The following is a 23,458-nucleotide window of genomic DNA, read 5'->3' as shown; positions in this document are numbered from 1 at the left end:
CGCCCCGGGGATGGCGGCCAAGCCCTGCCGTTCAGGGCCCCGGTAGCACGTGGCGGTCGAAGCCGAAGGTTCCGCCGAGGACGACCCCGTCCCCCTCCTGTTCCGGTCCGCGCCGGCACTGCGGATCCGTGTGAGGCCCTGGGCTATGCTCGACGCGCGTCAGGAGGGAACCCCGATGGGGAGGCACGGCGTGGAGCGTTGTAAGCGGGTGCTGGTCCTTGCCGTACTCGCGGCACTGTCGGCGTGCGTCGGTGGCGGCGCGCCAGCCACCCCGCCGCGCGACCTGCGTGTCGGGATCTACGACAACCCGCCCAAGATCCACCTGGACGATGCCGGACGACCGGCGGGCCTGTTCGTGGAAGTGCTGGATGCCATCGCACGCGAGGAGGGCTGGCGGCTGCGCTACGTGCCCTGCGAGTGGGAGGCCTGCCTGCACCAGCTCGAGACGGGCGCGCTCGACCTCATGCCCGACGTGGCGTGGTCGAGCAGGCGCGCAGTGTTGTTCGACTTCCACTCCACGCCAGTGACCTACTCGTGGTCGCAGGTGTTCCGGCCTTCCGGCTCCCAGCTGCTGGCCATGACCGACCTGTCCGGGCGTCGCGTGGCGCTGCTGCGCGCGAGCGTGCAGGCACACGAACTGGAGGTCGTGCTGGCCGGGCTGGATATCCCCTGGACGCCGGTGCCAACCGATACCTACGACGCGGCCTTCGCGGCAGTGCGTGACGGCGATGCCGACGTGGCAATCGCCAACAACTACTTCGGCCGGCGTTCTGCTCGGGCCTATGGATTGACCGAGACCGCGATCGTCTTCAACCCGGCCACGCTGTACTACGCCACGCCCAAGGGCCGCCATGCCGACGTATTGGCACGCATCGACCATTGGGTCGAGCGCTGGCACGACGATCCCGACTCGGTCTACTTCAAGGCGATGGGCCGGGCCTTGGCGCCCATGCCGACGACGGTGGTGCCGCCATGGCTCGGCCCCGCACTGGCGGTGGCCGCAGGGTTGATCGTGCTGCTCGCCGCGTTCGCCCTGGCGTTGCGCTGGCGCATGCGCGCCGCCTCGGCATCCGCCGCCGGCGCCCATACCCGGCTTGACCAGGTGCTTGAAGCGAGCCCTGTAGTGCTTGCGCTGTCGTTCGAGCAGGACGGTCACCTGGTGGCCGACTGGGTCAGCCCCAACGCAGTGCGCCTGTTCGGGTTCACGCCGGGGGAGATGTCCGAACCGGGCTTCTGGGCCAGTCGGGTGCATCCCGACGATCTCGAGCGGCTGGTGCCGGCGGTCCAGCACCTGCGCGACCACGAATCGCTGGTGCGCGAGTACCGGTTGCTGGATGCGGGCGGCGCCACCCGGCATGTACGCGAGGAGCTTCGCACGGTACCCGGCGAGGGGCATGGCCCGCTGAGGGTGGTCGGCACCTGGACCGACCTGACCGAGGCGCGGGTGCACGAGGAAGAACTCGCGTACATGACGCGTCACGATGCGCTGACCGGACTGGCCAACCGGACCCGGCTGCAGGCGGTGCTGGGCGATGCGCTGGAACGCGACGATGGCCGGGCGGTGCTGGTGGTCGACCTGGACCGCCTGCGCAGCATCAACGACACGCTCGGCCACGCGGTGGGCGACCAGGCGCTGCGTGCCGCCGCACGCCGGTTGACCCGGATACTGCCGGAGTCCGGCTTCATTGCGAGGCTGGGCGGGGACGAATTCGCCGTGCTGCTGCCGACGAAGGCCGAAGGTGCGGACCGCGTGGTACGGACGTTCATCCGGGACCTGCAGGCGGCGTTCTCCACGCCACTGCTGGGCAGTGGCCATCCCGTGGTGTTGTCGGCCAGTGTGGGCGTGGCACGGTTTCCACGGGACGGCAGCGATGCGGCAACGCTGCTGAAGCATGCCGAGCTGGCGCTCTACGAGGCCAAGCGCCACGGCCCCGGGCGGCACGCCGAGTTCGATCCGGCCTTGTCGGAGGGGGCCCAGTGGCGGCTGTCGATCGACAGTGGCTTGCGCGTTGCGATGGCAAGGCGCCAGTTCCGCCTTCACTACCAGCCGCAGGTCGACCTGCGTGACGGCCGGCTGGTGGGGGTCGAGGCCCTGCTGCGATGGCAGCACCCCGAGCTGGGGCTGGTGCCGCCCGTCGAATTCATCCCGATTGCCGAGGAAAACGGACTGATCGACGAAATCGGCCTGTGGGTGTTGATGGAGGCGACCCGCCAGCTGCGCGCCTGGGACGAGGCCGGCGTCGTGGTGCCGATGATTTCGGTGAACTGCTCGGTGCGCCAGCTGGACCCTGACCGCCTGCCCTCGCAGGTGGCCGCGGTACTGGCGGCGGCGGGCCTGGCCGCGCCCAGGCTTGAGCTGGAAATCACCGAATCGATGCTGATGCGCGACCCGGCACGCTCCATCCAGGTGCTCCACGCGCTCAAGGCGCAGGGTGTGCGGTTGGCCATCGACGACTTCGGCACCGGGCATTCCAGCCTTGCCTACGTGCGGCAGCTGCCGGTGACCCGCCTGAAGATCGACCGCTCGTTCGTGGGCGGCATCGGCCAGCAGGCCAACGACGAGCAGATCTGTCGCACCGTCATCGCGCTGGCGCGCAACCTTGGCTTGGAAACGCTGGCCGAAGGCGTGGAGCACCTGCACCAGGCCGAGTTCCTGCAGGCCGAAGGCTGCGCCCTTGCGCAGGGCTACCACTACGCGCCGGCGTTGACGGCCGAGTCGTTCGCGGCATGGCTGGCCGGCATGCCCAGGCCCGGGTTCATATCCCCTATGCCGGGGTCGGGGATGGCCGACGCCCGCTGAGCGCTGCAGGCGGCCGTGGTCGCAGGGTGGGTGCACCCCGGAACGGTGGGGAGCGCCGTGCGCCCGCCTCGCCATTGCGGGGGCGGTTTCCAACCGGCGGGTGCCTTGACCGCCGCCTAACGGCTGCCCGCTAGGCTTCGAGCTCCCCACGCCGTTGCCGAGGTGCCACTTGAACGCGAACGATTTCCTGTCCCGGACCGGGGGCCTGGCGCCCATGGCGCGCGAGTTGGGCATCACCCAGCAGCAGGCGGCGACGGGTGCCTCGGCACTGCTGCCGGCGATCATGGGCGGGTTCCGCCGGCAGGCACGGACCGCACCGGGTGGCGCAACGGGCCTGTTGGGGCTGCTGGGTCAACTCGGCGGGGGTGGGCTCATGGACGACGTGGTCTCGCCCCGACCTACGCCTGTGGATCGGGGAAACTCGGTGCTGGGCCAGATCTTCGGCTCCAAGGACGTGAGCCGGGCGGTCGCCAGCGACGCCTCGGCGAGGACCGGCCTGGACACCACGCTGCTGAAGAAGATGCTGCCGATGCTGGCCATGCTCGCCGCCGGTTACATGGCGCGCCAAGGGCAGTCGGGCGGTGCCGCGTCGGGCATGGGCGGGGGCCTGGCGGGCGCACTGGGTGGCCTGATGGGTGGTCAGTCGGGCGGCGCCGGCACCGCGGGCGGACTGGCGGCGCTGGCGGGCCTGCTGGATGAGGACGGCGACGGAAACCCGCTGGACGACATCCTCGGGCGCCTGGGCCGTTGACCCGGGTCTAGACTCGGCCGATGGACTATCAACTGGTGATCAAGTTCTGGCGCAAGTCGCTGGACGGCGAGGCGTTCCTGGAATCGCTGGAAAGCGAGCTGGGCCAAGCGCTGGGCAGTTCCGCCGTGCTCGAGGGGTACGACGTGAGCCCCAAGGAGATCAATCTATTCATGCTCACCCAGGACCCGCGGCAGTCGTTCCGGCGCAGTCGCGACGTATTGACCCGTTTGGGGGTGGAGAACGGCGTCTCGGCGGCTTACCGACTGCAGGGCGGTGCCCGTTTCACCCCGGTGTGGCCGCTGCGCTCGACCCGCAAGTTCGTGTTGCCCTAGGCATGGAGGCTGCCGTGCGACATGCCGGATAATGCACGGCGTTCGCACTGCCCCCCCCGCGCATGTCCATTGTCCTGACCGACTTCGCCCGTCTCCGCCTGTTCCCGCGCGAGCCGCGCCGCAACACCATCCAGGACACCACCGCGGACGAGTTCCAGCGGCATCTCAACGAGGTCGAGCCGTTGAAGGTGCTCGACGGCTACGCGCCGTTCTGCAAGCTGCACGTTCACCGCAACTGGACGTCGACGCGTTGCCTGTCGGTTCCCATCACCGACGCCAATCGCCACCTGCTGCGCTCGGACTACGAGGCGCGCACGCGCGAGGAGTTGCCGGTGCTGGTGCGGTGGTTCGAGGGGATCGACCCGCCCGTTGCCGCGTTCCTGGTGGTGATCCTCTACAGCCGCGACCAGCTGGCCACGGAGGGCACCCGTATCGACGCCGACTGGGGCGTCGTGGGCTGCATGTACACCGCCGAGCCGGAAGAGACCCCGATGGCGCCGATCACCATGCTGCGCAACGCGCTGGGGGTGGAGGAGGGCGGCTCGGGCGTGCCGCTCGACCGGGCGGCGTATGCCCGAAGCGTGGAGTTCTGGCGCAACCACGCGAACTGGCGGGGGTAAAGGGCGCACCCGGTTTCAGTCGGCCACGACGGTACGGTCTCGTCCGGTGCGCTTGGCCTGGTAAAGCGCCACGTCCGCGCGGGCCAGCAATGCGTCGGGGGTTTCCTCGGCCCGGTGCCGGGCGACGCCGGCCGAGAAGGTGATCGAACGGCCGTCCAGGCACCCTGCGCGTACCGACTCACGGATCCTTTCCAGCACCCGGCAGACACCGTCGGTGCCGCCGGGCATGACCAGCAGGAACTCCTCGCCGCCCCAGCGGCCGAGCGCGTCGGTATCGCGCAGCTGCGAGCCTGACAGGCGGGCGAACGCCTTGAGTACCTCGTCGCCGGCGGCGTGCCCAAGGGTGTCGTTGACCGCCTTGAAGTGGTCGATGTCGAGGATGGCAATGCTGAATGGCATGACCTGCCGCGTGGAAAGCGCGACGCTGCGCTCCAGCATCGCCTGCATCGACCGCCGGTTGGCGATGCCGGTCAATTCGTCGCTGATGGCCAGGCGCTCCACCTCGGACAGCGCCCGGGCCAGGGCTTCGCGCTGGTCACGCAGCTTCTGTCGCAGGCTGGACAGCCGGGCGGCGATGACTGCCAGCGCGGGCAAGACCACGATCAGCATCAATATGTTGTTGATGTCCACGCGGATCGGCGCCACGTCGCCCTGCGCCGGCACCCAGTGCGGGTAGAGGGTTCGTACCACCACCGCCGCGACCAGGCTGGAGACGGCCAGCACCGTCAGGAAGGCGATCTGCCTCCAGCGCAGGGTGAACGCGCCGAAGGCGAAGACGACCATGATCGGGAACAGCGCCGAGGTCCGCATCGGCCCGCAGATCAGGTAGCCCCAGTTCACCGCCAGCACGCCCATCGAAAGCTGCCAGACGGTGATGGACGGGTCGCGGAAGCGCTCGGTCCATCCGCTGCGCAGGGCCACGTAACCGATCGCCAGTACGGCGCCGACGAAACCCAGCCAAAGGTTCAGCGCCGAGGTGTTCATCCAGCCCTGGCCCACGCCGGTAACCAGCAGTGCCGCCGCGCCCAGGTAGACGAGGCTCGCGATCAGCCACTGGACCAGGCGAAGGCGGCGCCTGGGGTCTCGGCTCCCCAGGACGTCGATCACGTTGGCCAACACTCGCATTGAAGCTCCATGCCCTCGACAGCGGCAGCAGGACGCTGCCTCGCCCGTGTTATCGGCGGTCTTGCGTGAATCTGGAGCGTACGGGCGGCGCCACGGAGCGATGAGTCCAGGGCGGCGGAAGCGTTGCCAAGCCCGCGGCAAGCGCTCCGGGGACGACGTGGGGGCCGCATGGGTGCTCGCTCTCCGCGGCGGGACCGGCGCCGATCACGCGCCCGAGACCGGCGCTGCGCGAGGCTTTCCCCCGCGCGCATCCCAGGAGCCTGCCGTGTCGGAAACGTCCTCCATCACCGGTGAATTGTCCAACAGCAAGGTCGCCGCCGTGTTCGCCAGTGAGTCCCTTGCCCGGCAGGCGGCCGATGCCGTCACGTCCGCCTTGTCGCTGGGCTCGGCGCAGGTGCAGGTGGTCACGCCGGACGAACCCCATCCGGGCCGCAAGCTCGAGCCCGAAAGCCGGGGCATCTGGCGGACGATAGTGGTGGCCCACGTCAAGCTGGGCATCGCCGGCGCGGTGGTCGGCCTGCTCGGGTTCGCCGTGCTGCACGCGAAGGGAGTGCCCTTCATTGTCAATTCGCCCATCGCCGCGGCATTGGTGATGCTGTTCTTCGGCACGCTGGGGGGGCTGCTGCTGGGCGGCCTGGTGTCGCTGCGCCCGGACCACGACCGCTACGTCGAGGCGACCCGGGACGCCATGGCCGCGGGCGATACGACGGTGGTCGTGCACGCGTTCTCGATGGAGCAGCGCCAGCAGGCGGCCGACCTGCTGCGCGCACGTGGCGGTGAGGTCACGACCACCCTGTAGTCGAGCCGTAGTCGAGCCCTAGTCGAGCCGGGGCGCAGGGCCGTCCCAGCGGCTGTCTTCCCGCGGGCTTGACCCCGCGTCGCCTACGCTGGCCCGCCACCTTGAGAGGACGGCACCATGGCAGGCAAGCAGGAGCGGGACAGCACCAAGGCCGGCGCCACCAGCGCCCGGGACAGTCGCACGGCATTGCCCTCGGCTCCGGACGGCGACGCCAATCCAAGGGCGGGACTGGAGCGCGAAGTCGGCGATCTCGAAGACCCCGATGCGGTGGAGGACGACGGCGCGCTGCCCGGCCGCGTCGGGGGTGGGCTGGCAGGCGGGTGAAGCCGCGGCCCGGGTTTTCGTGTTACGTGATTACGTTCGAGGCGTAGCTGCCGGCAGCTGCCAGCCATGGCGCATGGCCATGAACCGCAGGGCGAAGCACGCCACCGCACCCACGACCGCGACGGGCGTGGTGGGCAGCCCCATGGCGTCGCCGGCGACCACCACCAGTGCGCCCAGCAGTGCGGCAATCGCGTAGAGCTCGCGTTGCAGCACGCCAGGGACCTGCATCACCAGCAGGTCGCGCACGATGCCGCCGCCGATGCCGGTGAGGATGCCGAGCATCACCGCACCCACCGGTCCCACGCCGTGGTCCAGGGCCTTGCTGGCGCCGATCACCGCGAACAGGCCCAGGCCGATGGCGTCTGACACCTGCAACGGGTTGCGGAACCGCTCGATGGTTTCGTAGCGATAGAACGTCACTACACCCGCAACGGTGGACAGGGCGAGGTAGCGCCAGTCGACCAGTGCCACCGGCGGCGTCGCGCCCAGCAGCGCGTCGCGGGCCAGGCCCCCCGCGGTGGCCGCGGCAAACGCGATCACCAGCACGCCGAACAGGTCCAGCCCCTTGCGCACGCCCGCGGTCGCGCCGCTGACGGCGAACGCGAACGTACCGATGAAGTCGATGGCGGTGACGAAACCGAAGGTCATGGCGTGGGGGCAGGGCGGGGCCGGACAGGCGGCGCGTCATCGTAACCGGAGCCCGAGCCGGAGCCGTCCCCGCCGCCAGCCGGCAACCGCAACGCCCGGAGGGGGATTGGCGCGCGTATCTTCCGGCTGCTTAACGGCCCGGTGCGTATGTTGCAGGGCCGTTCCCAACCCGCCCGACTGCCATGACCACGCCCGCCTACCGCCGCGCCCGCTACGCCCGCCGGGGCCCCACGCCGCACGAGGTGGTGGAGCTCGAGTCATTCGACCCGCCCGCTTTGCAGGCGGGCGAGGTGCGGGTGGAAGTACTGGCAGCGCCGATCAACCCGTCCGACCTGATGACGATCACCGGTGACTACGGCCGGTTGCCGCCGCTGCCGGCCGTGGGCGGCAACGAGGGCGTCGGGCGCGTTGTCGAGGCCGCGGCCGGCGCCGGTGCGCCCCGGGTGGGACAGCGGGTGCTGCTGCCCGTCGGCATCGGCACCTGGGCGACCCACGTCACCGCCAGGGCCGCCGAGCTGGTGCCGCTGCCCGATGCCGGCGACCCCGTGCAGCTGTCGATGCTGGCGATTAATCCGCCTACGGCAGCGCTGCTGTTGCAGGACATCGTTGACCTGGCCCCGGGCGAATGGGTGGTGCAGAACGCGGCCAACTCCGCCGTCGGTGGCTACCTGGTGCAGCTGGCGAAGGCGCGCGGTCTGCGCACCGTCAGCGTGGTTCGGCGCGAGTCGGCGTGCGCGCAGGTCGCCGCGTCGGGCGGTGACGCGGTGCTGGTCGATGGCGATGACCTGGCCACCCGGATCCGCTCGGTGACCGAAGGTGCGAAGATCCGCCTGGGCATCGACGCGGTGGGCGCCGCCGCCACCGACCGGCTGGCGCAGTCACTCGCGCCGGGCGGCACCGTGGTCAACTACGGCGCCATGGCGGCAGCGCCTGTGAGCTGTCGCCCCTGGCGCTGATCTTCAGGGGGATCACCCTTCGCGGTTTCTGGCTGGCCCGCTGGTTCGAGCTGTCCACCCCGGAGCAGCGTCAATCCCTGTTCGGCTCGCTGGCGTCGCAGATCATCGCGGGCACCCTGCACGCACCGGTGGCCCGGCGCTTCGGCCTGGACGACATCTCCCAGGCGCTCACCGCGGCCGCCCAGGGCGGTCGCAGCGGAAAGATCGTGCTGGTTCCCAATGGCGACCCGTCGCCCTGAAGGCGGCCGGGCCCGCGGGGGCCATCGTCGCTAGGCCGGGGCGGACGCGTCCTCCAGGGTCGGGTAGTCGGTGTAGCCCTCCGCGCCTCCACCGTAGAAGGTGTCGGGATCGGCCCGGTTCAACGCCGCTTCCTGCCTCAGGCGCTCGGGAAGGTCGGGATTGGCGATGAACGGGACCCCGAACGCAACCGCGTCGGCCCGGCCGGTGTCGATCGCGGCAAGCGCCATGGTCCGGTCGTAGCCGTTGTTGACGATCCACGCCCCCTTGAAGCGGCGGCGCAGGGCGTCGTAGTCGAACGCGACGTTCCCGCGATCACCCCCGGTGGCGCCTTCGATCATGTGGATGTAGGCGATGCCCAGTGCATCCAGGCGTTCCACCGCCCGTTCGAACAGGGGTTGCGGATCGCTGTCGCCGAGATCGCCAGCCGGGGTGACCGGCGACAATCGCACGCCCACGCGCCCGTTGCCGATCTCGTCGGCCACCGCCTGCACGACTTCGACAAGGAATCGCGTGCGGTTCTCGATGCTGCCACCGTAGGCGTCGTCGCGCCGGTTGGCACCGTCGCGGAGGAACTGGTCGATCAGGTAGCCGTTGGCGCCATGGATCTCGACGCCGTCGAATCCGGCCTGGATCGCGTTGCGTGCGGCGCTACGGAACTCCTCGACTACGCCCGGGATCTCGTCGAGCGCGAGTGCGCGGGGCGGCGAGACATCGACGAAGCCGTCAGCAGTGAAGGTCTTCGCGTTGGCGCGGATTGCGCTCGGCGCGACCGGCTGCACGCCGTCCGGCAGCAGGCTGGCATGGGAGATGCGGCCTACGTGCCACAGCTGCACGACGATGCGTCCGCCGCTGGCATGCACCGCGTCGGTCACCGCGCGCCAACCGGCGACCTGCTCCGGGGAGTAGATGCCGGGTGTGTCGAGGTAGCCCTGCGCGCCGCGGCTGACCTGCGTGGCTTCGGTGACGATCAGCCCGGCGCCGGCGCGTTGCGCGTAGTACGCGGCCGCCAGTGGCGACGGCACCAGGCCGGCGACCGCGCGGTTGCGGGTCAGCGGCGCCATGACCACACGGTTGGCAAGCGCGAGCTCGCCGAAGCGTGCGGGGGAGAACAGGGTCGGGGGAGGGGATGCGTCGGCCATGAGCGGTCCTGTTGATGAGGGGGGGCAGGCGCTTGCCGCGCCGATCGAGCGGATCCGCACCCATCTTTCCGGCGGGACTTCATGAGGGTGCGGCTGCCACGCCGGGTTTCGACCGGCATGGCGGGAACACTGCATGCCAGTGGCGTGGTCGTGTGCTTCGTCCGCTGACGCTTCTTCGCCACCGGTACGTTCCGACACACCCGCCCACGGACACGCCGTCTTCCGTTGCATGCCCCGGGGGCATGGTCTTCAAGGGGAAGAACGCAGTGTGCGATACGGGCCCGGCGCCTTGATGCCCCACGGGCAGCGGCTGTCGGGGCATGCTTGAACCGCTGGGTCTTGGGGGCCCGAGCTACCGGAGGGGCGGCTGCCGGCGGCGGGGCTTTCTTGCCACGGATGCCACGGGTAGGCATCGAGAGGGACCCGGCTTGGGCTTGTCACTGGCCCCGGGCGCATGGCCGGATCTGTGGGGTGTGGGCCGCGGGGTCGCCTCAGAACTTCTCGCCCACCGGCAGGTAGCGCCAGGCGCCGGGCGGCATGGCGCCGTTGGCGGACTTGCCAATCGGCACGCGTCCGATCCGCAGGCGGCGAATGGACACCACCTCCAGCCCGACCTGGGCACACATCGCCTGCAGCTGGCCTTGGCGCGCGGCCTTGATCGCGAACCGCAGGCGGGTTTCGTTCTGCCAGCTGACCTTGCATCGTTCCAGTTCGCGGCCCTGGTATTCAAGCCCGTTACCCAGCCGGTGCAGGCCATACGGCGCGATCTCACCGCTCACCTCGACCAGGTATTCGTGCTCGATCTGGTCGGCGTCCTCGGTCAGGCGGCGCCAGACACGGCCGTCCTGGCTCAGCACCATCAGGCCGCTGGCATCCTTTTCCAGCGGCACCAGCGGGGTGAGCCGCTGGAAGTGGCGCTGCAGGATGCGCTGGCCGGAGGGGTCGTCGGCCCAGTGGGTGGCAGGGGTGACGTGCGAGGAGGCCGGGTCGGTGCCTGCGATGGCGTCCACGCCAACGGGCTTGTGGAACAGCACGGTGGCCGGCTCGACAGGTTCCACGCGCGCATCGGGGTGCAGTTCCACCCGTTGTGCGTCGACCGGATGCTGGGGCGATTCCACCACCTGGCCGTCCACGCTGACCCAGCCATTCTGGATGTACTGCTCGGCATCGGCGCGGGAGCAGCCGTGGAGCTCGGCGACACGGTGGGCGAGTCGGGTGGATGCGGGCATCGTCGGGACCGGGGGAGGGGCGGGCAGTGTAGCGAGTGGGGCTGCGCCAGCGCCCGGTGTCCTGCCTGCTCGCCGCTTAATCGGGAGCGGCCAGGCACGGTTTGCTAGCCTTCGCGGATGAACACAGACCACGCCCCCTATCCCATCGGCACCCCGGGCACGCCCTGGGGCGACAATGAGCGCGCGCAGTGGCTGGCCGGCCAGCGCCGCCAACGCAGCTACCGCGACGACGTGCTTTCGGCAGTCGAAGAGCTGGGCGACCCATTCGAGAGCGTCGAATACGGCCGGCTGGACTACGCCGGCGAAACCTACCCGCTGGTGGCGCTGCGGAACAGGGACTGGCGGGACGACCTGCCCGTGGCGCTGGTGACGGGCGGGGTACACGGTTACGAGACCAGCGGCGTGCATGGCGCGCTGCGCTTTGCCCGGCGCGATGCCGGCGACTACGCGGGCCGTATCAACCTTCTGGTGGTGCCCTGCGTGAGCCCCTGGGGGTATGAGCGCATCCACCGCTGGAACATGCACGCGATCGACCCCAACCGCTCTTTCGGCAATGGCCAGGCGGAAGAGGCTGCGGCGCTCAAGCGGCTGGTCGCGCCCCTGCAGGGGCGGTTCCTGGTCCACGTTGACCTGCACGAAACCACCGACAGCGACGAAACCGAGTTCCGTCCCGCGCTGGCCGCCCGCGACGGCACGCCGCATGAGCCCGGCACCATCCCCGACGGCTTCTACCTGGTGGGCGACAGCGAGAACCCGCAACCCGCCTTCCACCAGGCGATCCTGGATGCAGTGGCCCAGGTGACGCACATCGCGCCGTCCGATCCGGACGGCAGGCTGATCGGCGCGCCGGTGGCGGCGCCCGGCCTGATCAACTACCCGGTGCGCTCGCTGGGCCTGTGCGCGGGGGTGACCGGCGCCAAGTACGCCACCACCACCGAGGTTTACCCGGACAGCCCCCGCACCACGCCCGAGGCTTGCAACGCGGCGCAGGCGGTCGCGGTGCGTGCCGCCCTGGACTTCGTGCTGGCCCGGGGCTGAAGCACCCCGGCCTGGATGGGCAGTCTCAGCGGGGGACGGTCGCGAGGCGCGGCGCGGCCGGCGCGGCCTGAGTGGCACGCTGCCGCTTGGCCTCGAACATCGCCCGGTCGGCATGCGCCAACAGCGCATCGGCGCTGGCGCCGTCGCCGGGGTGGCAGGCGATGCCGATGCTGGCGTCGACGTTGATCGGTCCGTCCGGCAGCGAGAACGGCCGCTCCATGCACGCGCGCAGCGCATCGGCGACCGCGCGTGCCGCCGGCAGGCCCTCGCAGCCCGGCAGCAGCACCACGAATTCGTCGCCTCCCACGCGGGCCACCAGGTCCCGTTGCCGCAGGGCTTGTTGCAGGCGTGCCGCGACCTCGCACAACAACCGGTCGCCGGCATCGTGGCCGGCGCGGTCGTTGGCCGCCTTGAAGCCGTCCAGGTCGACGTAGAGCACGGCAAGCCCCGATCCGTCGCGTGCGGCACGTGACAGTTGCGCGCCCAGCTCGACCTGCATGCGGCGGCGATTGGGCAGGCCGGTCAGCGGGTCGTGGCTGGCCCGGTGCTCGAGTTCGCGCTCGGCCTGGCGCAGTTCCGTGACTTCGCGGCCGATGGCGATGCGCACGCCGTACTCCGGGTGCCAGCGCGCCGACCACTGGATATCCACGCTGTGTCCGGCCTTGTGCACGTAACGGTTGCGGAAGTGGCGTTGAATTGCGCCGGCCATGACTTGGCTGGCGGCCTCAATCGTGGCCTCGCGATCGTCGGGGTGGACCAGGTCGAAGGTGCGCAGGCCCAGCACTTCGTCCCGCGGGTAGCCGAGGATGCGCTCGAATCCCGAGCTGACCAGCAGGAAGCGACCCTCGGCATCCACAACACACACCGCATCGGGCAACAGGTCCAGCAGGTCGGCCAGCGGCGGCAGGCTCGCCGTCATGGCAACAAAAACGCCAGGGTCGGGGAATGGTCGCGCATGGGCGGGCACCGGCAGGCGGGAGAGCCAGTGTACGCGGGGGACACCGCGCCATCCTGGTCATCTGCGCCGCGGCTTCAGGCGGGTTCATCGACGCGCAGCGTGGCGGCTCGGCCCCGTCATGGGCAGCACTCAGGACTTCCGATAACCACGGGTTGACGCACCGACCGGCACAGTGGCGCTTTCCTCACGGGGCTTCCCATGCGCGAACCGATCCACAACCGGCACGACATCAGCAAACTCGACCTGCCCGACATCCTGGGCACCATCCACGAGGAAGTGACCGCGCGGCTGGGCGAGGGCGAGGCGGCGGATTACATCGACTCGCTCGCAGACGTGCCACTGGACCGCTTCGGCATGGCGGTGATGACGGTCGATGGCGACGTGTTCGAGGTGGGCGAGTCGCGCCAGGCGTTCTCGATCCAGAGCATTTCCAAGGTGCACACGCTCACCCTGGCGCTGGAGGCGGTTGGCGACGAGCTGTGGGACCGTGTTGACCGGGAGCCGTCGGGCGACCCCTTCAACTCGCTGATCCAGCTGGAGTACGAGAAGGGCATACCGCGCAATCCCTTCATGAATGCCGGTGCGCTGGTGGTGGCCGACGTCGTGCTGTCCAGCTGCGAGGATGCCGAGCAGAAGCTGCTGGATTTCGTGCGGCGCCGGTCGGGCAACGCCGACGTGGGCAGCGATGAGGTGGTGGCCAAGTCCGAGCGCGAAAGCGGGCATCGCAACATCGCCATGGCCAACTTCATCCGGAGCTACGGCAACCTGCGCAACGACGTGGAGGACGTGCTCGACTTCTACTGGCTGCAGTGCTCGCTGAAGATGGACTGCGTGGACCTCGCACGCAGCGTGCAGTTCCTGTCCAACCGCGGCCACTGCAGCGTGTCAGGCGAACAGGTGGTGAGCGACGAATTGGCCACGCGCATCAACGCACTGATGATGACCGCGGGGACCTATGACGCCGCAGGTGATTTCGCCTTCTACGTTGGACTGCCGGCCAAGAGCGGCGTCGGCGGCGGCATTGTCGCGGTGGTGCCCGACGTCATGAGCCTGTGCACCTACTACCCGGGCCTTGACGAGAAGGGCAACTCGCTTCTGGGCCGCTACGCGCTGCACCGCTTTACCCGGATGACCGGGTTGTCGGTGTTCTGAGCGGGGTCGCCCGCCCTCCACGGACGCACCGCAGGTACTGGCTGCGCGGCGGCGGTTCGGCCCTGATTGCAGGCCAGGGTGCAGTGGAGACGTCGAAGCCCTGCGCCACCATCAGGCGGGCGAACCGGGCGCTGTTCCCGCGTCCCGGGTCGGTGATGATGACCTCGCAGCGCGGGTTGGCATGGCGCGCCACCAGCTCGCTGATGACCTCCGCCTGCCCGCGCTCGTAGAGCACGTCGCTGGCGATGATCAGGTCGAACGTACCCAGGGCGGGCATCGGGCGGTCCCACAGGACCTGTCGGTAGTGCAGCGCGGGCAGGTCGTTGAGCGCGGCGTTGTAGGCGAGGAAGACCTCCGCCAGCGGGTGCACGTCCGAGGCCACGACGTCGGCGCCGCGGCGCCCCAGCACCAGGCTGGCCAGGCCGATGCCGCAGCCCAGCTCCAGTACACGGCGACCTTCGACCGGAATCGTCTCGACGAGGTGGGCCAGCATCTCGCCCGATGGCCAGAGCTGGCCGAACAGGCTCCATTGCGCGGACGACACCCCCAGCCGTTCGCCATGGCCATCGGGATCGGCGTACTGCTGGGTGTCGCTCAGCACCCGCAGGCGGTACTCGTGGCCGCCGACGGTCTGACGGATCTCGCGGGTGGCATAGCCTGTCATGACCGGTCCGTGGTGCGTTGCCCGGGGGCGGAGGGAAGGGGGTTGGCGGCCCGAATTGGCGGGACGCGCTACGCCGGGACCGCGGGGCGCGAACTCTCGTGCAATCGTACGCCAGCGCCTCGAACCGTTCCGTGCAGGCGGTGCCCCGATGGGTGCGGGCTGACCGGTTCAGCTTGCCGGCGCTGTCGGCCAACTGTTGGCACTGACCCCGCCCTCGACAGGTGCGGTACAACCACCGGTCGGCCTGTATCGGCTGCCACACGGCAGCTTCGATACGTGCTGCCCGCCCAACCCGGAGAAGAAATTTTGAACAAGACGCTGCTGTTTACCGCCACCGCCGTCGTGCTGGCCCTTGCCGCGCCGGTGGCCGCCCAGCACCACCTGCCCGGGACGGGCCATGACATGCGCGTGCTGTTCGATGAGCCTGCCGCCGACAGCGGCGGAACCGCCGAGGTGGCCGCCAACCGGTATGGCACCTGGGGCATCGACATCGCGGGCATGGATCGGGACGTCGCCCCCGGTGAGGACTTCTTCGCCTACGTGAGCGGCAACTGGGCCGAGAACACCGAGATTCCCTCCGACAAGTCGATGTACGGCTCGTTCCTGGTGTTGCGTGACCTCTCCGAGGCGCGCGTGCGCAAGCTGGTCGAGGGTTACGAGGCCGGTGATCCCGCCACCGGCGGCGACGCGGCCAAGATCGCCGCGCTGTACCAGGGCTTCATGGATGAAGAAGCGATCGAATCGCTCGGGCGCCAGCCGGTTCAGCCGATGCTCGACGCCATCGCTGCGGTGGACGACAAGGACGGCATGGCGCACCTGATGGGCCACCGCATGGGCGGCTTCGGCGGTACGTTCTTCGGCGCCTACGTGTCCGACGACCAGCGCGACCCCGACACCTATGCGCTGTACCTGGGCCAGTCCGGTCTGGGCCTGGGCGACCGGGCGATGTACCTCGAGGAGAAGTTCGCCCCGCAGCGCGAGCGCTACGTGCAGTACATCGCCCAGATGCTCGAGCTGGCCGGCTGGGACAACGCCCAGGCGCGCGCCGGGGCGATCATGGCGATGGAGACGAAGATCGCCGAAGCGCACTGGACCCGTGCCGAGAGCCGCGACCGCGACAAGACCTACAACCCGGTGACGTTGGCGGAGATGGACGCCAAGGCGCCGGGCTTCCCGTGGGCGACGTTCTTCGACGCGGCCGGCGTGGACCATACCGAAAAGGCGGTGGTCCGCCAGGACAGCGCCTTTCCGAAGATGGCGGCGATCTTCGCCGGGACCGACCTCGACACGCTGAAGGCGTGGCAGGCCTTCCACACCATCGATGACGCGGCCCCGCTGCTGAGCAGCGCCTTCGTCGATGCCAACTTCGAGTTCCGCAACAAGTTCCTGTCCGGCCAACCCGAGCAGCGCGCCCGCTGGAAACGCGGCGTGTCGTTCGCCGAGGGCGCACTGGGCGAGGCGATCGGCCGCGACTACGTCGACCTCTACTTCCCCGCCGACGCCAAGGCCAAGATGGATGACCTGGTCGCCAACGTGAAGGCGGCCATGGGCGCGCGACTGCAGCAGCTGGAGTGGATGAGCCCGGCGACGAAAGCCGAAGCGATGTCCAAGCTGGAAGGCTTCGGACTGAAGATCGGCCATCCGGACGAGTGGCGCGACTACGCGGGTTTGAGCATCGCCAACAACGACGTGTTCGGCAATGCCGGCCGCTCGCGCGCATTCGAGTGGGACTACGACCGCACCCGCATCGGCAAGGCGGTCGACAAGGGCGAGTGGGGGATGACCCCGCAGACCGTGAACGCCTACTACTCCTCGGTGAAGAACGAAATCGTGTTCCCGGCCGCCATCCTGCAGCCGCCGTTCTTCGATCCTGACGCCGATCCCGCGGTGAACTACGGCGGCATCGGCGGCGTGATCGGCCACGAGATCATCCACGGCTTCGACGACCAGGGCCGCAAGTCCGATGGTGCCGGCCTGTTGCGCGACTGGTGGACGGCCGAGGACGCGGCCAAGTTCGAGGCGCAGGCTGCCAAGCTGGGCGCGCAGTACGAGGGCTACGAGTTCCCGCAGCTGCCGGACATGCGCATCAACGGCAAGGTGGCGATGGGCGAGAACATCGGCGACCTGGGCGGTTTGACCATTGCCCTGGAAGCGTACCGCCGCTCGCTCGACGGCCAGCCGGCACCGGTCATCGACGGCTTCACCGGCGAGCAGCGCTTCTTCATGGGCTGGGCACAGGTGTGGCGGACCCTGTGGCGCGATGACGCGCTGCGCCAGCAACTGGTCAATGGCACGCACTCGCCGGGCCACATCCGCGCCTTCGCGCCGCTGCGAAACATCGATGCCTGGTACGACGCGTTCAACGTGACCGAAGCCGATGCGCTATGGGTCGCGCCCGAGGACCGCGTACGCATCTGGTGATGCGGCTGCGCCGGGCGGTTTGAAGAAGGGCCGGTCGAGATGACCGGCCCTTTCTTCTTTGGGAAGGGTGGTGGGTTCGATCCGGTCGATACACGCAGCGGCCTGCGTCCGCGCAGCCGGGCCGGCGGCTACCATGGCGCACTGATCGTGGCGGGGGCCTGCATGTCGATACTGGTGGTGGTCCTGTCGGCGTTGGGATTGGCAATCGTGGTGGTGGCGGGGGTGCTGGCAGCCGCACGTCGGCGTGGGACCGCCGTGGAGCGTCCGACGCGGCATGCGCCGTCCCGTCCCGGGGCTGCCGCATCGCAAGCGCCGCTACACGCCGGGCTGGGACCATCGGACGTCGAGGCCGTCCACCTCCGGCTGGGCACCCTGATGCTGCAAGGTGACCCCGCCGTTCCGGGTCGCGCACCCACGCCCGCCGGGCTCGAGGTCAGCGCCGCGGCACGACGGGTGCTGGAAGGCGTGCAGGCGCACCCCCGCTACATGCCGAGGCGGCCGCAGGTCCTGCCGCAGCTGATGCGCGCGGTCAATGACCCCGAGGCGTCGAGCAAGTCGATCAGCGGCATCATCCAGCGGGACCCGGCACTGGCCGCGACGCTGCTCAGGATCGCCAACAGTGCCTACTACCGGGCCCATGCGCGGCCTGTGGAAACCCTTGACCGCGCCGTGGCCCTGGTGGGCACAGACGGCCTCCGGCAGATCGTTTCAAGCGCACTGGTGCAACCGGTCGGCGGTGGCGGGGGCGGGGTGTGGGGCCACGCGATGGGGATGGCATGGGACCATACCCAAGCCTCGGCGATGGCCACCGCCGACATCGCGCGGCGGCGCGGCGAGGATGCATTCGCCGCGCACCTGCTGGCGTTGGTGCATGGGCTCGGTGGCACCGTCGTGCTGCAGGTGTTGCGCGACCAGTCGCTGCGCCGGCCGGGCCAGCCGCTGGACGCGGCTGCATGCGTGGCGCTGTGGCTCAGCGACACCGCTGCGACCGCCGGACGCATCGCGCAGGCGTGGCAATTGGCCGACCGCATAGACCACGCGCTGGTGGAGCAGCAACCGGTGGCGGGGAAAGCCGCCCACGCGCCCGCAGACCTTTCGCACCTCGGCAACGCGCTGTACCTGGGCCGTCTGGCGGGCTCGCTGGCCATGCTCGTGCGCCGCGGTGACATGGCGCTCGAGGATGCGCAGTTGCTGCTCGTCCAGGCAGGGGAGCCAGAGGCGGCGCACCCCCTGCTGGAACGTCTCACCCGCGAGGACGAGTGAGACCCCGGGCACCCTGAGCCCCGCCCGGGCGCCTATTCGCGTGGTGCGGTCGGGTCCAGCAGGTTGGAGTCGGCTTCGGCCATCGGCTCGCGTTCGATCTGCGCCTCGATATCCCGGTTGGCATTGGTGCGGTCGGCGGCGACCGCGCTCCCGGGCGCAACCGGCTGTGCAGGCCGCTTTGAAGCCGGTGACGGCTGCGCAGGGGACTCCCGTGTCGATGCCGCCCGCGGTTCCGACAGCTGTACCCGGTACATCGGCTCGGGCATGTCCATTCCGGCTTCGTCCAGCGCCAGCTTCACCGAGCGGATCGCCTCGCTCTTGACCTGGAAGAAGTCGTGCGAGCGCTGGTCGACCCAGCCCTGGTAGCGGATCCGCACGTCCGAATCACCCAGGGTGCTGATGAAGGCGCGCGGCGGCGGCTCGTCAATGACGCCGGGCAACGCCGCCATGTAGGACAGGCCGATGTCCTGTGCCTGGACCAGGTCCTCCTGGACCCCCAGGCCCACCTCGAATTCGAACCGCCGCGACGGGTTGCGGCTGTAGTTGAGGATCACGCCGCGGAACACCAGCCCGTTTGGCAGCCGCAGGTGGTTGCCCTCCAGCGTCATCAGCACCGTGGCGCGCGAGGTCAACTTGACCACGAGCCCCTCGTGGCCGTCGATGACCACGTGGTCACGCGGCGCGAACGGCTGGCGCAGGCTCAGCAGGATGCCGGCAAGGTAGTTCTCGAGGATGTCCTTGAAGGCGAAACCGACCGCAACGCCCAGCACGCCCGCCGTGCCCAGCACCGCACCCACCATCGCGGTGGCATTCAGCAGTTCGAGTGCCAGCAGCATGCCGACCAGGAACGTGGCCCAGCGCACCGTGGTGCGCGCCAGCTCGCGCATGAACGGGTTCTGCCGTGCCACCCGGTCCATGAACGTCCGCCGCGACAGCCACCCGCCCACAAGCCAGGCCAGCACGAGCACCGCCACCGCGACGCCCAGCATCGGCAGAGCGGCAAGCAGTCGGTAGGTTTCCTCGTAGAGCTGCTCGGCAACGGCCTGCAGGTCAAAGCGCGGGGGGGGCGTGTCCAATCGGTAGCTCCATGCGGGCGTGGCGCCTTTGTGAACGGGCAGCGCCGTCACGGGGGCAGGGGCCACGATGCCGGTCCGGCCGTGCACGCACGGTAGCGGCGCCCGGCGGCCAGCCTTGGACCTGTACGACACTCACCGGGCATTGATGTCGCGTCCCTAGTATGGGCGCCGCATTGAATGGCAGGGGTTGGGATGGCGACTGTTGACAGGTCCCCGACGACGCCCCGCATGCTGCCCTGGGCCTCCGCGGCCCACGGGAGGAGCGAGTACACCCGGTTGCGCAACGTCGTCGACGCGCTGGTCCGGATCGCCGAGCATGCGGGGGATACGGGACCGTTCCTGGATGAGGCAACGGCGACCGTCATGGAGTTGACGCGGGCCACGGGCGCGGTCGTTCTGACTTCGGGTGGCCCCGACGGCCTGCAGGTGCGCTCCGCGCGCGGCCAGATGCGTCATATCGACCGTGCAGCGTTCGACGCCGGCCACACCCTGGCACCGGCGTGCCTTCGTTCTCACGAGGCCCTGCACAGCAACGATGTCCAGGGCGACGACCGCGTCAGCGTGCGGGTCCGCAAGGGTAGGGCCCTGCGCTCGCTGATCTGCACGCCGCTGCGCTACGGCGATGGCGTGCTTGGCGTGCTCGAGGTGTGTTCCAGCGTCGTGCATGCCTTCGACGAGATCGATGCCCAGGCGGTCGCCCTGATCGGCAACGCCCTGGGCGGCGCGCTGGGTCGGCAACTGGAACTCGACGAGAAGGCGCGCTTGCTGGCGCGGCTTGAAACCGCGCTCGAGGCGACTCGCGCCCAGGCCCGCCGTTACCAGGACGCAGCCCTGTGCGACCCCCTGACCGGCCTGCCCAACCGCACCCATTTCCTGCAGCGGCTGCATGCGCTGTGCGAGCACGAGCAACGGGCCGGGACGTTCGCGGTGCTGTTCCTGGACCTGGACGGTTTCAAGGAGATCAACGACCGCCACGGCCACGCAACAGGCGACGCGGTCCTTCGCGAGGCGGCGCAGGACCTGCGTGCGCGCATGCGCGAAGGTGATTTCATCGGCCGCCTGGGGGGCGATGAGTTCGTCGTGCTGGTGGCGGGCTTGCGCGAGGGGGTGCGTGACGTGTCCATCATTGCCGAACACCTGCAACAGGCACTGGCTCGCCCCCGTCCGGTGGAGAACATCGAGGTGGGCATCAAGGCCAGCATCGGGTGGGTCGTGCACGAGCCGGGCTCAAGCGCCTCGACGCTGCTGGCACGGGCGGACGAGGCGATGTACCGCCAGAAGAACGCCAAGCGCGGCAGCAGCTGACCGCCTACCGCAACGATAGGGGGGCGGCGCGAGTCCGCGCCCGCCATTGAAGTTCCGGGCGCCAGTCACCGACATCAGGGCCAGCATCGGTGCCGCGTCCCATCGAGCAGCGCGGCGCATTCGAACAGGTGGGCCAGACGGTGCTGCAACTGGACCAGGTCACCCGGCAGCGCGTGGCACTGGTGGGCAGGCCGGCGCCCCGGCGCGTGGGCTGCAGTAGCAGGCGCCGGGGCTGTCGGATGCGGTGGCTGTGCCCGCGTGATGCCGCCGTCGTGGGCGCTGCGCCCGGTAGCCTGAGCGGTCGCTGCTGCCGGCAGGGTGCCGGGTCGTGGGGCCTACTGCGTGCCGCGCAGGTCCACGCCGGCTGCTTCGCGGTGCAGCATGCGCAGTCGCCAGCCCAGCCGGTCCAGGTTGGCGCGGGTCGCATCAAGGGCCAGCCTGCGGGGTGCCGGCAACGCGTCGCGGGCCGCCTCGCGCAGGCGCGCATCCTGCTCGCGCCAACGCACTGCCTGCGCGCTTGCCCGTTCCCGGACGGCGTGGCGGCCTGCGTGCTGGGGAATTCCGTAGCCGCCGGGGGCCATGGCGGCGGGGTGGGCGAAGGCGGCATCCAGCTCGATTCCCGCCTCGAGAGCAGCGCGCATGGCGGCGCCGGAATCATTTCGCGCCCGTCCGGAGATCCGCTGCTTGAGTGCGTCGCGCGCCTGCAGTTCCTGTCGACGGAGCGCGGCCTGTTCAAGCACCAGCAGTGCAGCCGTGGCGCGAATGTCGGCCTGTTCCAACCACGGCGCGCGTTGCGTGGGTGGCAAGGCGAGCCAGTCCGCGACCCGATACCGGGGCAACGGCGTGCGCGCCGAGGCCGTATCCAGCATTGCCTGGTAGTAGGTGTCCTGCGACGGGAAGTAGTGACCGAGGCGGGTCGCGGTGTCGTGGTCCTGCAGGACCGTCATGTCTGCGGCGCCAGCGCGTTGCAGGCGGTGCAGGAGCCCGGTCGGGGTGATGCTGGAAAGGTTGCTCGCCGCCAGCCGGGGCACGGCGTCGTGGAGAAGCTTGAAGGTTTCCACCGCGCAGTTGTTGGTGACGAAGTAGTAGTCGCCGTCGTAGCTCCAGTGCACCTGCGCGGCACGCTCCAGCAACTGGTCGATCTCATCGGTATCCAGCGCCAGCGGAATCGACTGCAGGCCGCGGAGCTCCGTGCCGGTGTATTCCTCGACCACCTGCGCCAGCGGCAACACGAACAGGCGCGACGGATAGCCCCCGGCGAGGCCGCGCCAGCTTGAGAGCTCGACGTCGTCGACGAAGGCGCGGAAAGAGAGCACCCGGTGGTGGTCCAGGTCCAGGCGGCAGTCGGGGCCCGGCGGTCGGCCGGGCGCGCACACCACCAGTCGCAACATGCTGTGTCCCCAGCGGCTCATCACGCGCTGGTTGGATTCGGCAAGCAGGTAATGGATTGCGTAAACGCGCGCGGGGTCCAGTTCAAGCAGCGGCGCTGCGGAGGGCGAGGCGGCGCGGCCTGCGTCCAGGAAGGGCACGCCGGGTGCGCATTCGCGGTCGGGGGTCGGGAGCTGGAAATGCCCTGCGAAGTGGCGATGCAGCGCGGGCCGCCTGCACGCATAGGACGGGTCGAGCAGGAAGTGCTCAAGGTTGACCGCCACGTACTCGGCCGGATCGGTCAACTCGTAGCGATCGGGGCTTCGCTCGCGCATCGGGTTGTCGTGGATGCGCCCCGGTCCGAGTGCGCGCACCTGCCAGCCCGCAAGGTCGAGCAGGCGGGGGTCGCCGGACAACGCCCGGCCATTCTCCCGGTCATAAAGGTGTGCCAGTTCGTGAATGAGCGCGCGGCGAGCCGCACCGGGGTCATCGGCCGTGGGCGCTGCGGGATCTGCAGGCCGCTGCATCCACTCTTCGAGCAGGTCCTGCTGGAGAAGGATCACGTCCAACTGCACTCGTCCGTGGACGTGCCCGGGCAGCGGCGCCCAGCGGACCGTTACCGGGCGGACGAGGGCATCGCGCCATCGTGGCGGCAACCGGGCGCCCACGTCGTCCAGGAGCGCCTGGCTGGCCTGGGCCCGCCCGGGCGAAAGCGCTGCGTGGTCGCCGACCAGCTCGAATGCGTGCGCGGTCGTCGGCAGTCCTGCCAGCAGCGCAAGGGCGGCGAGCGTTCCCGCGCGCAGCCGGACCCGGCTCACAGCGCGAGGATGGCCCGCGCCAGCTGCAGGTCGTTGGCCCAGCGCGCCTGCGAACGGGTTTCGCGAAGGTGGCGCAGCGCGGCTTCGAGTCGGACGCCACGGATGGCGCCATCACTGGCGACGAAGCGTGCCGCGTCATCGCGGGCCTGCAGTACGACCTTGTCGTCACCCGAGGTGCTGCCCGAAGACGCCGAGGTGCCGCCCGCCGAGGAACCGGCCGAGCTGCCGGCAAAACTGGACGCCAGTGCCGGCGCGGCCGGTAGCAGGAGCAACGCGAGCAGCAGGGACGAACGGGTCATGGCAGGGTCTCGTGGGAGTGCGGGCGTGCTTCGGTGGCAAAGAGTACCGGCCCCGCGCGCGTACGTCCTGAACATGCATCAGCCGGCACGTTCGCGGCATGCCCACTCTTGTGTGTATAGGGTTGCCGATCAG

The 23,458-nt window shown here is 69.9% G+C and carries 22 protein-coding genes; 13 read left to right on the top strand and 9 right to left on the bottom strand.

What is annotated here, in order from left to right; all coding sequences use genetic code 11:
- The first annotated feature begins 175 nt into the window (after positions 1–175).
- The 4 genes from ACJQWL_RS02885 to ACJQWL_RS02870 all read left to right on the top strand — a co-directional run bounded on the left by ACJQWL_RS02885 (position 176) and on the right by ACJQWL_RS02870 (position 4,503).
- Positions 176–2,800, top strand: a complete 2,625-nt coding sequence (locus ACJQWL_RS02885) for an EAL domain-containing protein (RefSeq protein WP_330967759.1) — start codon at positions 176–178, stop codon at positions 2,798–2,800.
- 169 nt (positions 2,801–2,969) lie between these two features.
- The gene (locus tag ACJQWL_RS02880; protein WP_330967758.1) at positions 2,970–3,551 is read left to right on the top strand and encodes a DUF937 domain-containing protein; all 582 of its coding nucleotides are present in this window, start codon (positions 2,970–2,972) and stop codon (positions 3,549–3,551) included.
- 20 nt (positions 3,552–3,571) lie between these two features.
- Positions 3,572–3,883, top strand: a complete 312-nt coding sequence (locus tag ACJQWL_RS02875) for a hypothetical protein (RefSeq protein ID WP_330967757.1) — start codon at positions 3,572–3,574, stop codon at positions 3,881–3,883.
- Between the two features lie 62 nt (positions 3,884–3,945).
- Entirely contained in the window at positions 3,946–4,503 is a 558-nt protein-coding gene (locus ACJQWL_RS02870) for a DUF3228 family protein (RefSeq protein WP_330967756.1), read from the top strand.
- Between the two features lie 15 nt (positions 4,504–4,518).
- Here the strand turns inward: ACJQWL_RS02870 and ACJQWL_RS02865 are convergent, their stop codons facing one another.
- Positions 4,519–5,628 carry a GGDEF domain-containing protein gene (locus ACJQWL_RS02865; protein WP_330967755.1) on the bottom strand — a complete coding sequence of 370 codons (1,110 nt, stop codon included), beginning with the start codon at positions 5,626–5,628 and terminating at the stop codon, positions 4,519–4,521.
- A 265-nt stretch (positions 5,629–5,893) separates the two neighbouring features.
- Here ACJQWL_RS02865 and ACJQWL_RS02860 point away from each other — a divergent pair, with 265 nt between their 5' ends.
- Positions 5,894–6,427 (top strand): hypothetical protein, encoded by a 534-nt coding sequence (locus ACJQWL_RS02860; RefSeq protein WP_330967754.1) that lies wholly within the window; start codon positions 5,894–5,896, stop codon positions 6,425–6,427.
- A gap of 117 nt (positions 6,428–6,544) precedes the next feature.
- Entirely contained in the window at positions 6,545–6,751 is a 207-nt protein-coding gene (locus ACJQWL_RS02855) for a hypothetical protein (protein ID WP_330967753.1), read from the top strand.
- Between the two features lie 30 nt (positions 6,752–6,781).
- Here ACJQWL_RS02855 and ACJQWL_RS02850 read toward each other — a convergent pair whose 3' ends face one another.
- Positions 6,782–7,399, bottom strand: a complete 618-nt coding sequence (locus ACJQWL_RS02850) for a trimeric intracellular cation channel family protein (protein WP_330967752.1) — start codon at positions 7,397–7,399, stop codon at positions 6,782–6,784.
- 182 nt (positions 7,400–7,581) lie between these two features.
- On the opposite strand from ACJQWL_RS02850, the gene ACJQWL_RS02845 reads away from it, so the two are divergent.
- The gene (locus tag ACJQWL_RS02845) at positions 7,582–8,355 is read left to right on the top strand and encodes a zinc-dependent alcohol dehydrogenase family protein (RefSeq protein WP_411300685.1); all 774 of its coding nucleotides are present in this window, start codon (positions 7,582–7,584) and stop codon (positions 8,353–8,355) included.
- Positions 8,337–8,594, top strand: a complete 258-nt coding sequence (locus ACJQWL_RS02840; RefSeq protein WP_330967828.1) for a zinc-binding dehydrogenase — start codon at positions 8,337–8,339, stop codon at positions 8,592–8,594. Before ACJQWL_RS02845 ends, ACJQWL_RS02840 begins: the two co-directional genes overlap by 19 nt.
- A 30-nt stretch (positions 8,595–8,624) precedes the next feature.
- Here the strand turns inward: ACJQWL_RS02840 and ACJQWL_RS02835 are convergent, their stop codons facing one another.
- Together ACJQWL_RS02835 and ACJQWL_RS02830 are read right to left on the bottom strand one after the other, a co-directional pair.
- Positions 8,625–9,734, bottom strand: coding sequence for an alkene reductase (locus tag ACJQWL_RS02835; RefSeq protein ID WP_330967750.1), 1,110 nt, complete (start codon positions 9,732–9,734; stop codon positions 8,625–8,627).
- A gap of 491 nt (positions 9,735–10,225) precedes the next feature.
- Positions 10,226–10,963, bottom strand: a complete 738-nt coding sequence (locus ACJQWL_RS02830; RefSeq protein ID WP_330967749.1) for an rRNA pseudouridine synthase — start codon at positions 10,961–10,963, stop codon at positions 10,226–10,228.
- Positions 10,964–11,080: 117 nt separating this feature from the next.
- On the opposite strand from ACJQWL_RS02830, the gene ACJQWL_RS02825 reads away from it, so the two are divergent.
- Entirely contained in the window at positions 11,081–12,001 is a 921-nt protein-coding gene (locus tag ACJQWL_RS02825) for a M14 family metallopeptidase (RefSeq protein ID WP_330967748.1), read from the top strand.
- Positions 12,002–12,026: 25 nt separating this feature from the next.
- On the opposite strand, the gene ACJQWL_RS02820 is transcribed toward ACJQWL_RS02825, so the two are convergent.
- Complete coding sequence (locus ACJQWL_RS02820; RefSeq protein WP_330967747.1) at positions 12,027–12,920, bottom strand: diguanylate cyclase domain-containing protein; 894 nt, start codon at positions 12,918–12,920, stop codon at positions 12,027–12,029.
- Positions 12,921–13,157: 237 nt separating this feature from the next.
- Between ACJQWL_RS02820 and ACJQWL_RS02815 the strand changes: the two genes are divergently transcribed.
- A complete protein-coding gene (locus ACJQWL_RS02815; RefSeq protein WP_330967746.1) occupies positions 13,158–14,111 on the top strand; it encodes a glutaminase in 954 nt (317 codons plus the stop codon).
- On the opposite strand, the gene ACJQWL_RS02810 is transcribed toward ACJQWL_RS02815, so the two are convergent.
- Positions 14,080–14,775, bottom strand: coding sequence for a class I SAM-dependent methyltransferase (locus tag ACJQWL_RS02810; protein ID WP_330967745.1), 696 nt, complete (start codon positions 14,773–14,775; stop codon positions 14,080–14,082). The genes ACJQWL_RS02815 and ACJQWL_RS02810 overlap by 32 nt on opposite strands.
- Positions 14,776–15,081: 306 nt before the next feature.
- On the opposite strand from ACJQWL_RS02810, the gene ACJQWL_RS02805 reads away from it, so the two are divergent.
- On the top strand, positions 15,082–17,196 hold the full coding sequence (locus tag ACJQWL_RS02805; protein ID WP_330967744.1) for a M13 family metallopeptidase: 2,115 nt from the start codon (positions 15,082–15,084) through the stop codon (positions 17,194–17,196).
- Positions 17,197–17,235: 39 nt separating this feature from the next.
- On the top strand, positions 17,236–18,459 hold the full coding sequence (locus ACJQWL_RS02800; RefSeq protein ID WP_330967743.1) for an HDOD domain-containing protein: 1,224 nt from the start codon (positions 17,236–17,238) through the stop codon (positions 18,457–18,459).
- 32 nt (positions 18,460–18,491) lie between these two features.
- On the opposite strand, the gene ACJQWL_RS02795 is transcribed toward ACJQWL_RS02800, so the two are convergent.
- Positions 18,492–19,535: a mechanosensitive ion channel family protein gene (locus tag ACJQWL_RS02795; RefSeq protein ID WP_330967742.1), complete on the bottom strand. Its 1,044-nt coding sequence runs from the start codon at positions 19,533–19,535 to the stop codon at positions 18,492–18,494.
- 228 nt (positions 19,536–19,763) lie between these two features.
- Here ACJQWL_RS02795 and ACJQWL_RS02790 point away from each other — a divergent pair, with 228 nt between their 5' ends.
- Positions 19,764–20,840, top strand: a complete 1,077-nt coding sequence (locus tag ACJQWL_RS02790; RefSeq protein WP_330967741.1) for a diguanylate cyclase domain-containing protein — start codon at positions 19,764–19,766, stop codon at positions 20,838–20,840.
- Positions 20,841–21,175: 335 nt separating this feature from the next.
- On the opposite strand, the gene ACJQWL_RS02785 is transcribed toward ACJQWL_RS02790, so the two are convergent.
- Positions 21,176–23,026: a DUF7844 domain-containing protein gene (locus ACJQWL_RS02785; protein WP_330967740.1), complete on the bottom strand. Its 1,851-nt coding sequence runs from the start codon at positions 23,024–23,026 to the stop codon at positions 21,176–21,178.
- The gene (locus tag ACJQWL_RS02780) at positions 23,023–23,325 is read right to left on the bottom strand and encodes a DUF2388 domain-containing protein (protein WP_330967739.1); all 303 of its coding nucleotides are present in this window, start codon (positions 23,323–23,325) and stop codon (positions 23,023–23,025) included. The genes ACJQWL_RS02785 and ACJQWL_RS02780 overlap by 4 nt, the downstream gene beginning before the upstream one ends.
- Between the last annotated feature and the right edge of the window lie 133 nt (positions 23,326–23,458).

Origin of the sequence: Novilysobacter viscosus, assembly GCF_046600715.1 — a bacterium.
GTDB lineage: Bacteria > Pseudomonadota > Gammaproteobacteria > Xanthomonadales > Xanthomonadaceae > Lysobacter_C > Lysobacter_C viscosus.
Note: the sequence above shows the minus strand (reverse complement) of the source record. Positions and strands in the feature narration are given on the sequence as shown.

Excerpts from the sequence above, each read along its gene's own strand:
- ACJQWL_RS02800 (WP_330967743.1), top strand. The coding sequence starts at position 17,236 with ATGACCGGCCCTTTCTTCTTTGGGAAGGGTGGTGGGTTCGATCCGGTC.
- ACJQWL_RS02845 (WP_411300685.1), top strand. The coding sequence starts at position 7,582 with ATGACCACGCCCGCCTACCGCCGCGCCCGCTACGCCCGCCGGGGCCCC.
- ACJQWL_RS02870 (WP_330967756.1), top strand. The coding sequence starts at position 3,946 with ATGTCCATTGTCCTGACCGACTTCGCCCGTCTCCGCCTGTTCCCGCGC.
- ACJQWL_RS02810 (WP_330967745.1), bottom strand. The coding sequence starts at position 14,775 with ATGACAGGCTATGCCACCCGCGAGATCCGTCAGACCGTCGGCGGCCAC.
- ACJQWL_RS02780 (WP_330967739.1), bottom strand. The coding sequence starts at position 23,325 with ATGACCCGTTCGTCCCTGCTGCTCGCGTTGCTCCTGCTACCGGCCGCG.
- ACJQWL_RS02815 (WP_330967746.1), top strand. The coding sequence starts at position 13,158 with ATGCGCGAACCGATCCACAACCGGCACGACATCAGCAAACTCGACCTG.
- ACJQWL_RS02875 (WP_330967757.1), top strand. The coding sequence starts at position 3,572 with ATGGACTATCAACTGGTGATCAAGTTCTGGCGCAAGTCGCTGGACGGC.
- ACJQWL_RS02820 (WP_330967747.1), bottom strand. The coding sequence starts at position 12,920 with ATGACGGCGAGCCTGCCGCCGCTGGCCGACCTGCTGGACCTGTTGCCC.
- ACJQWL_RS02885 (WP_330967759.1), top strand. The coding sequence starts at position 176 with ATGGGGAGGCACGGCGTGGAGCGTTGTAAGCGGGTGCTGGTCCTTGCC.
- ACJQWL_RS02830 (WP_330967749.1), bottom strand. The coding sequence starts at position 10,963 with ATGCCCGCATCCACCCGACTCGCCCACCGTGTCGCCGAGCTCCACGGC.
- ACJQWL_RS02850 (WP_330967752.1), bottom strand. The coding sequence starts at position 7,399 with ATGACCTTCGGTTTCGTCACCGCCATCGACTTCATCGGTACGTTCGCG.
- ACJQWL_RS02855 (WP_330967753.1), top strand. The coding sequence starts at position 6,545 with ATGGCAGGCAAGCAGGAGCGGGACAGCACCAAGGCCGGCGCCACCAGC.
- ACJQWL_RS02825 (WP_330967748.1), top strand. The coding sequence starts at position 11,081 with ATGAACACAGACCACGCCCCCTATCCCATCGGCACCCCGGGCACGCCC.
- ACJQWL_RS02835 (WP_330967750.1), bottom strand. The coding sequence starts at position 9,734 with ATGGCCGACGCATCCCCTCCCCCGACCCTGTTCTCCCCCGCACGCTTC.
- ACJQWL_RS02865 (WP_330967755.1), bottom strand. The coding sequence starts at position 5,628 with ATGCGAGTGTTGGCCAACGTGATCGACGTCCTGGGGAGCCGAGACCCC.
- ACJQWL_RS02790 (WP_330967741.1), top strand. The coding sequence starts at position 19,764 with ATGCTGCCCTGGGCCTCCGCGGCCCACGGGAGGAGCGAGTACACCCGG.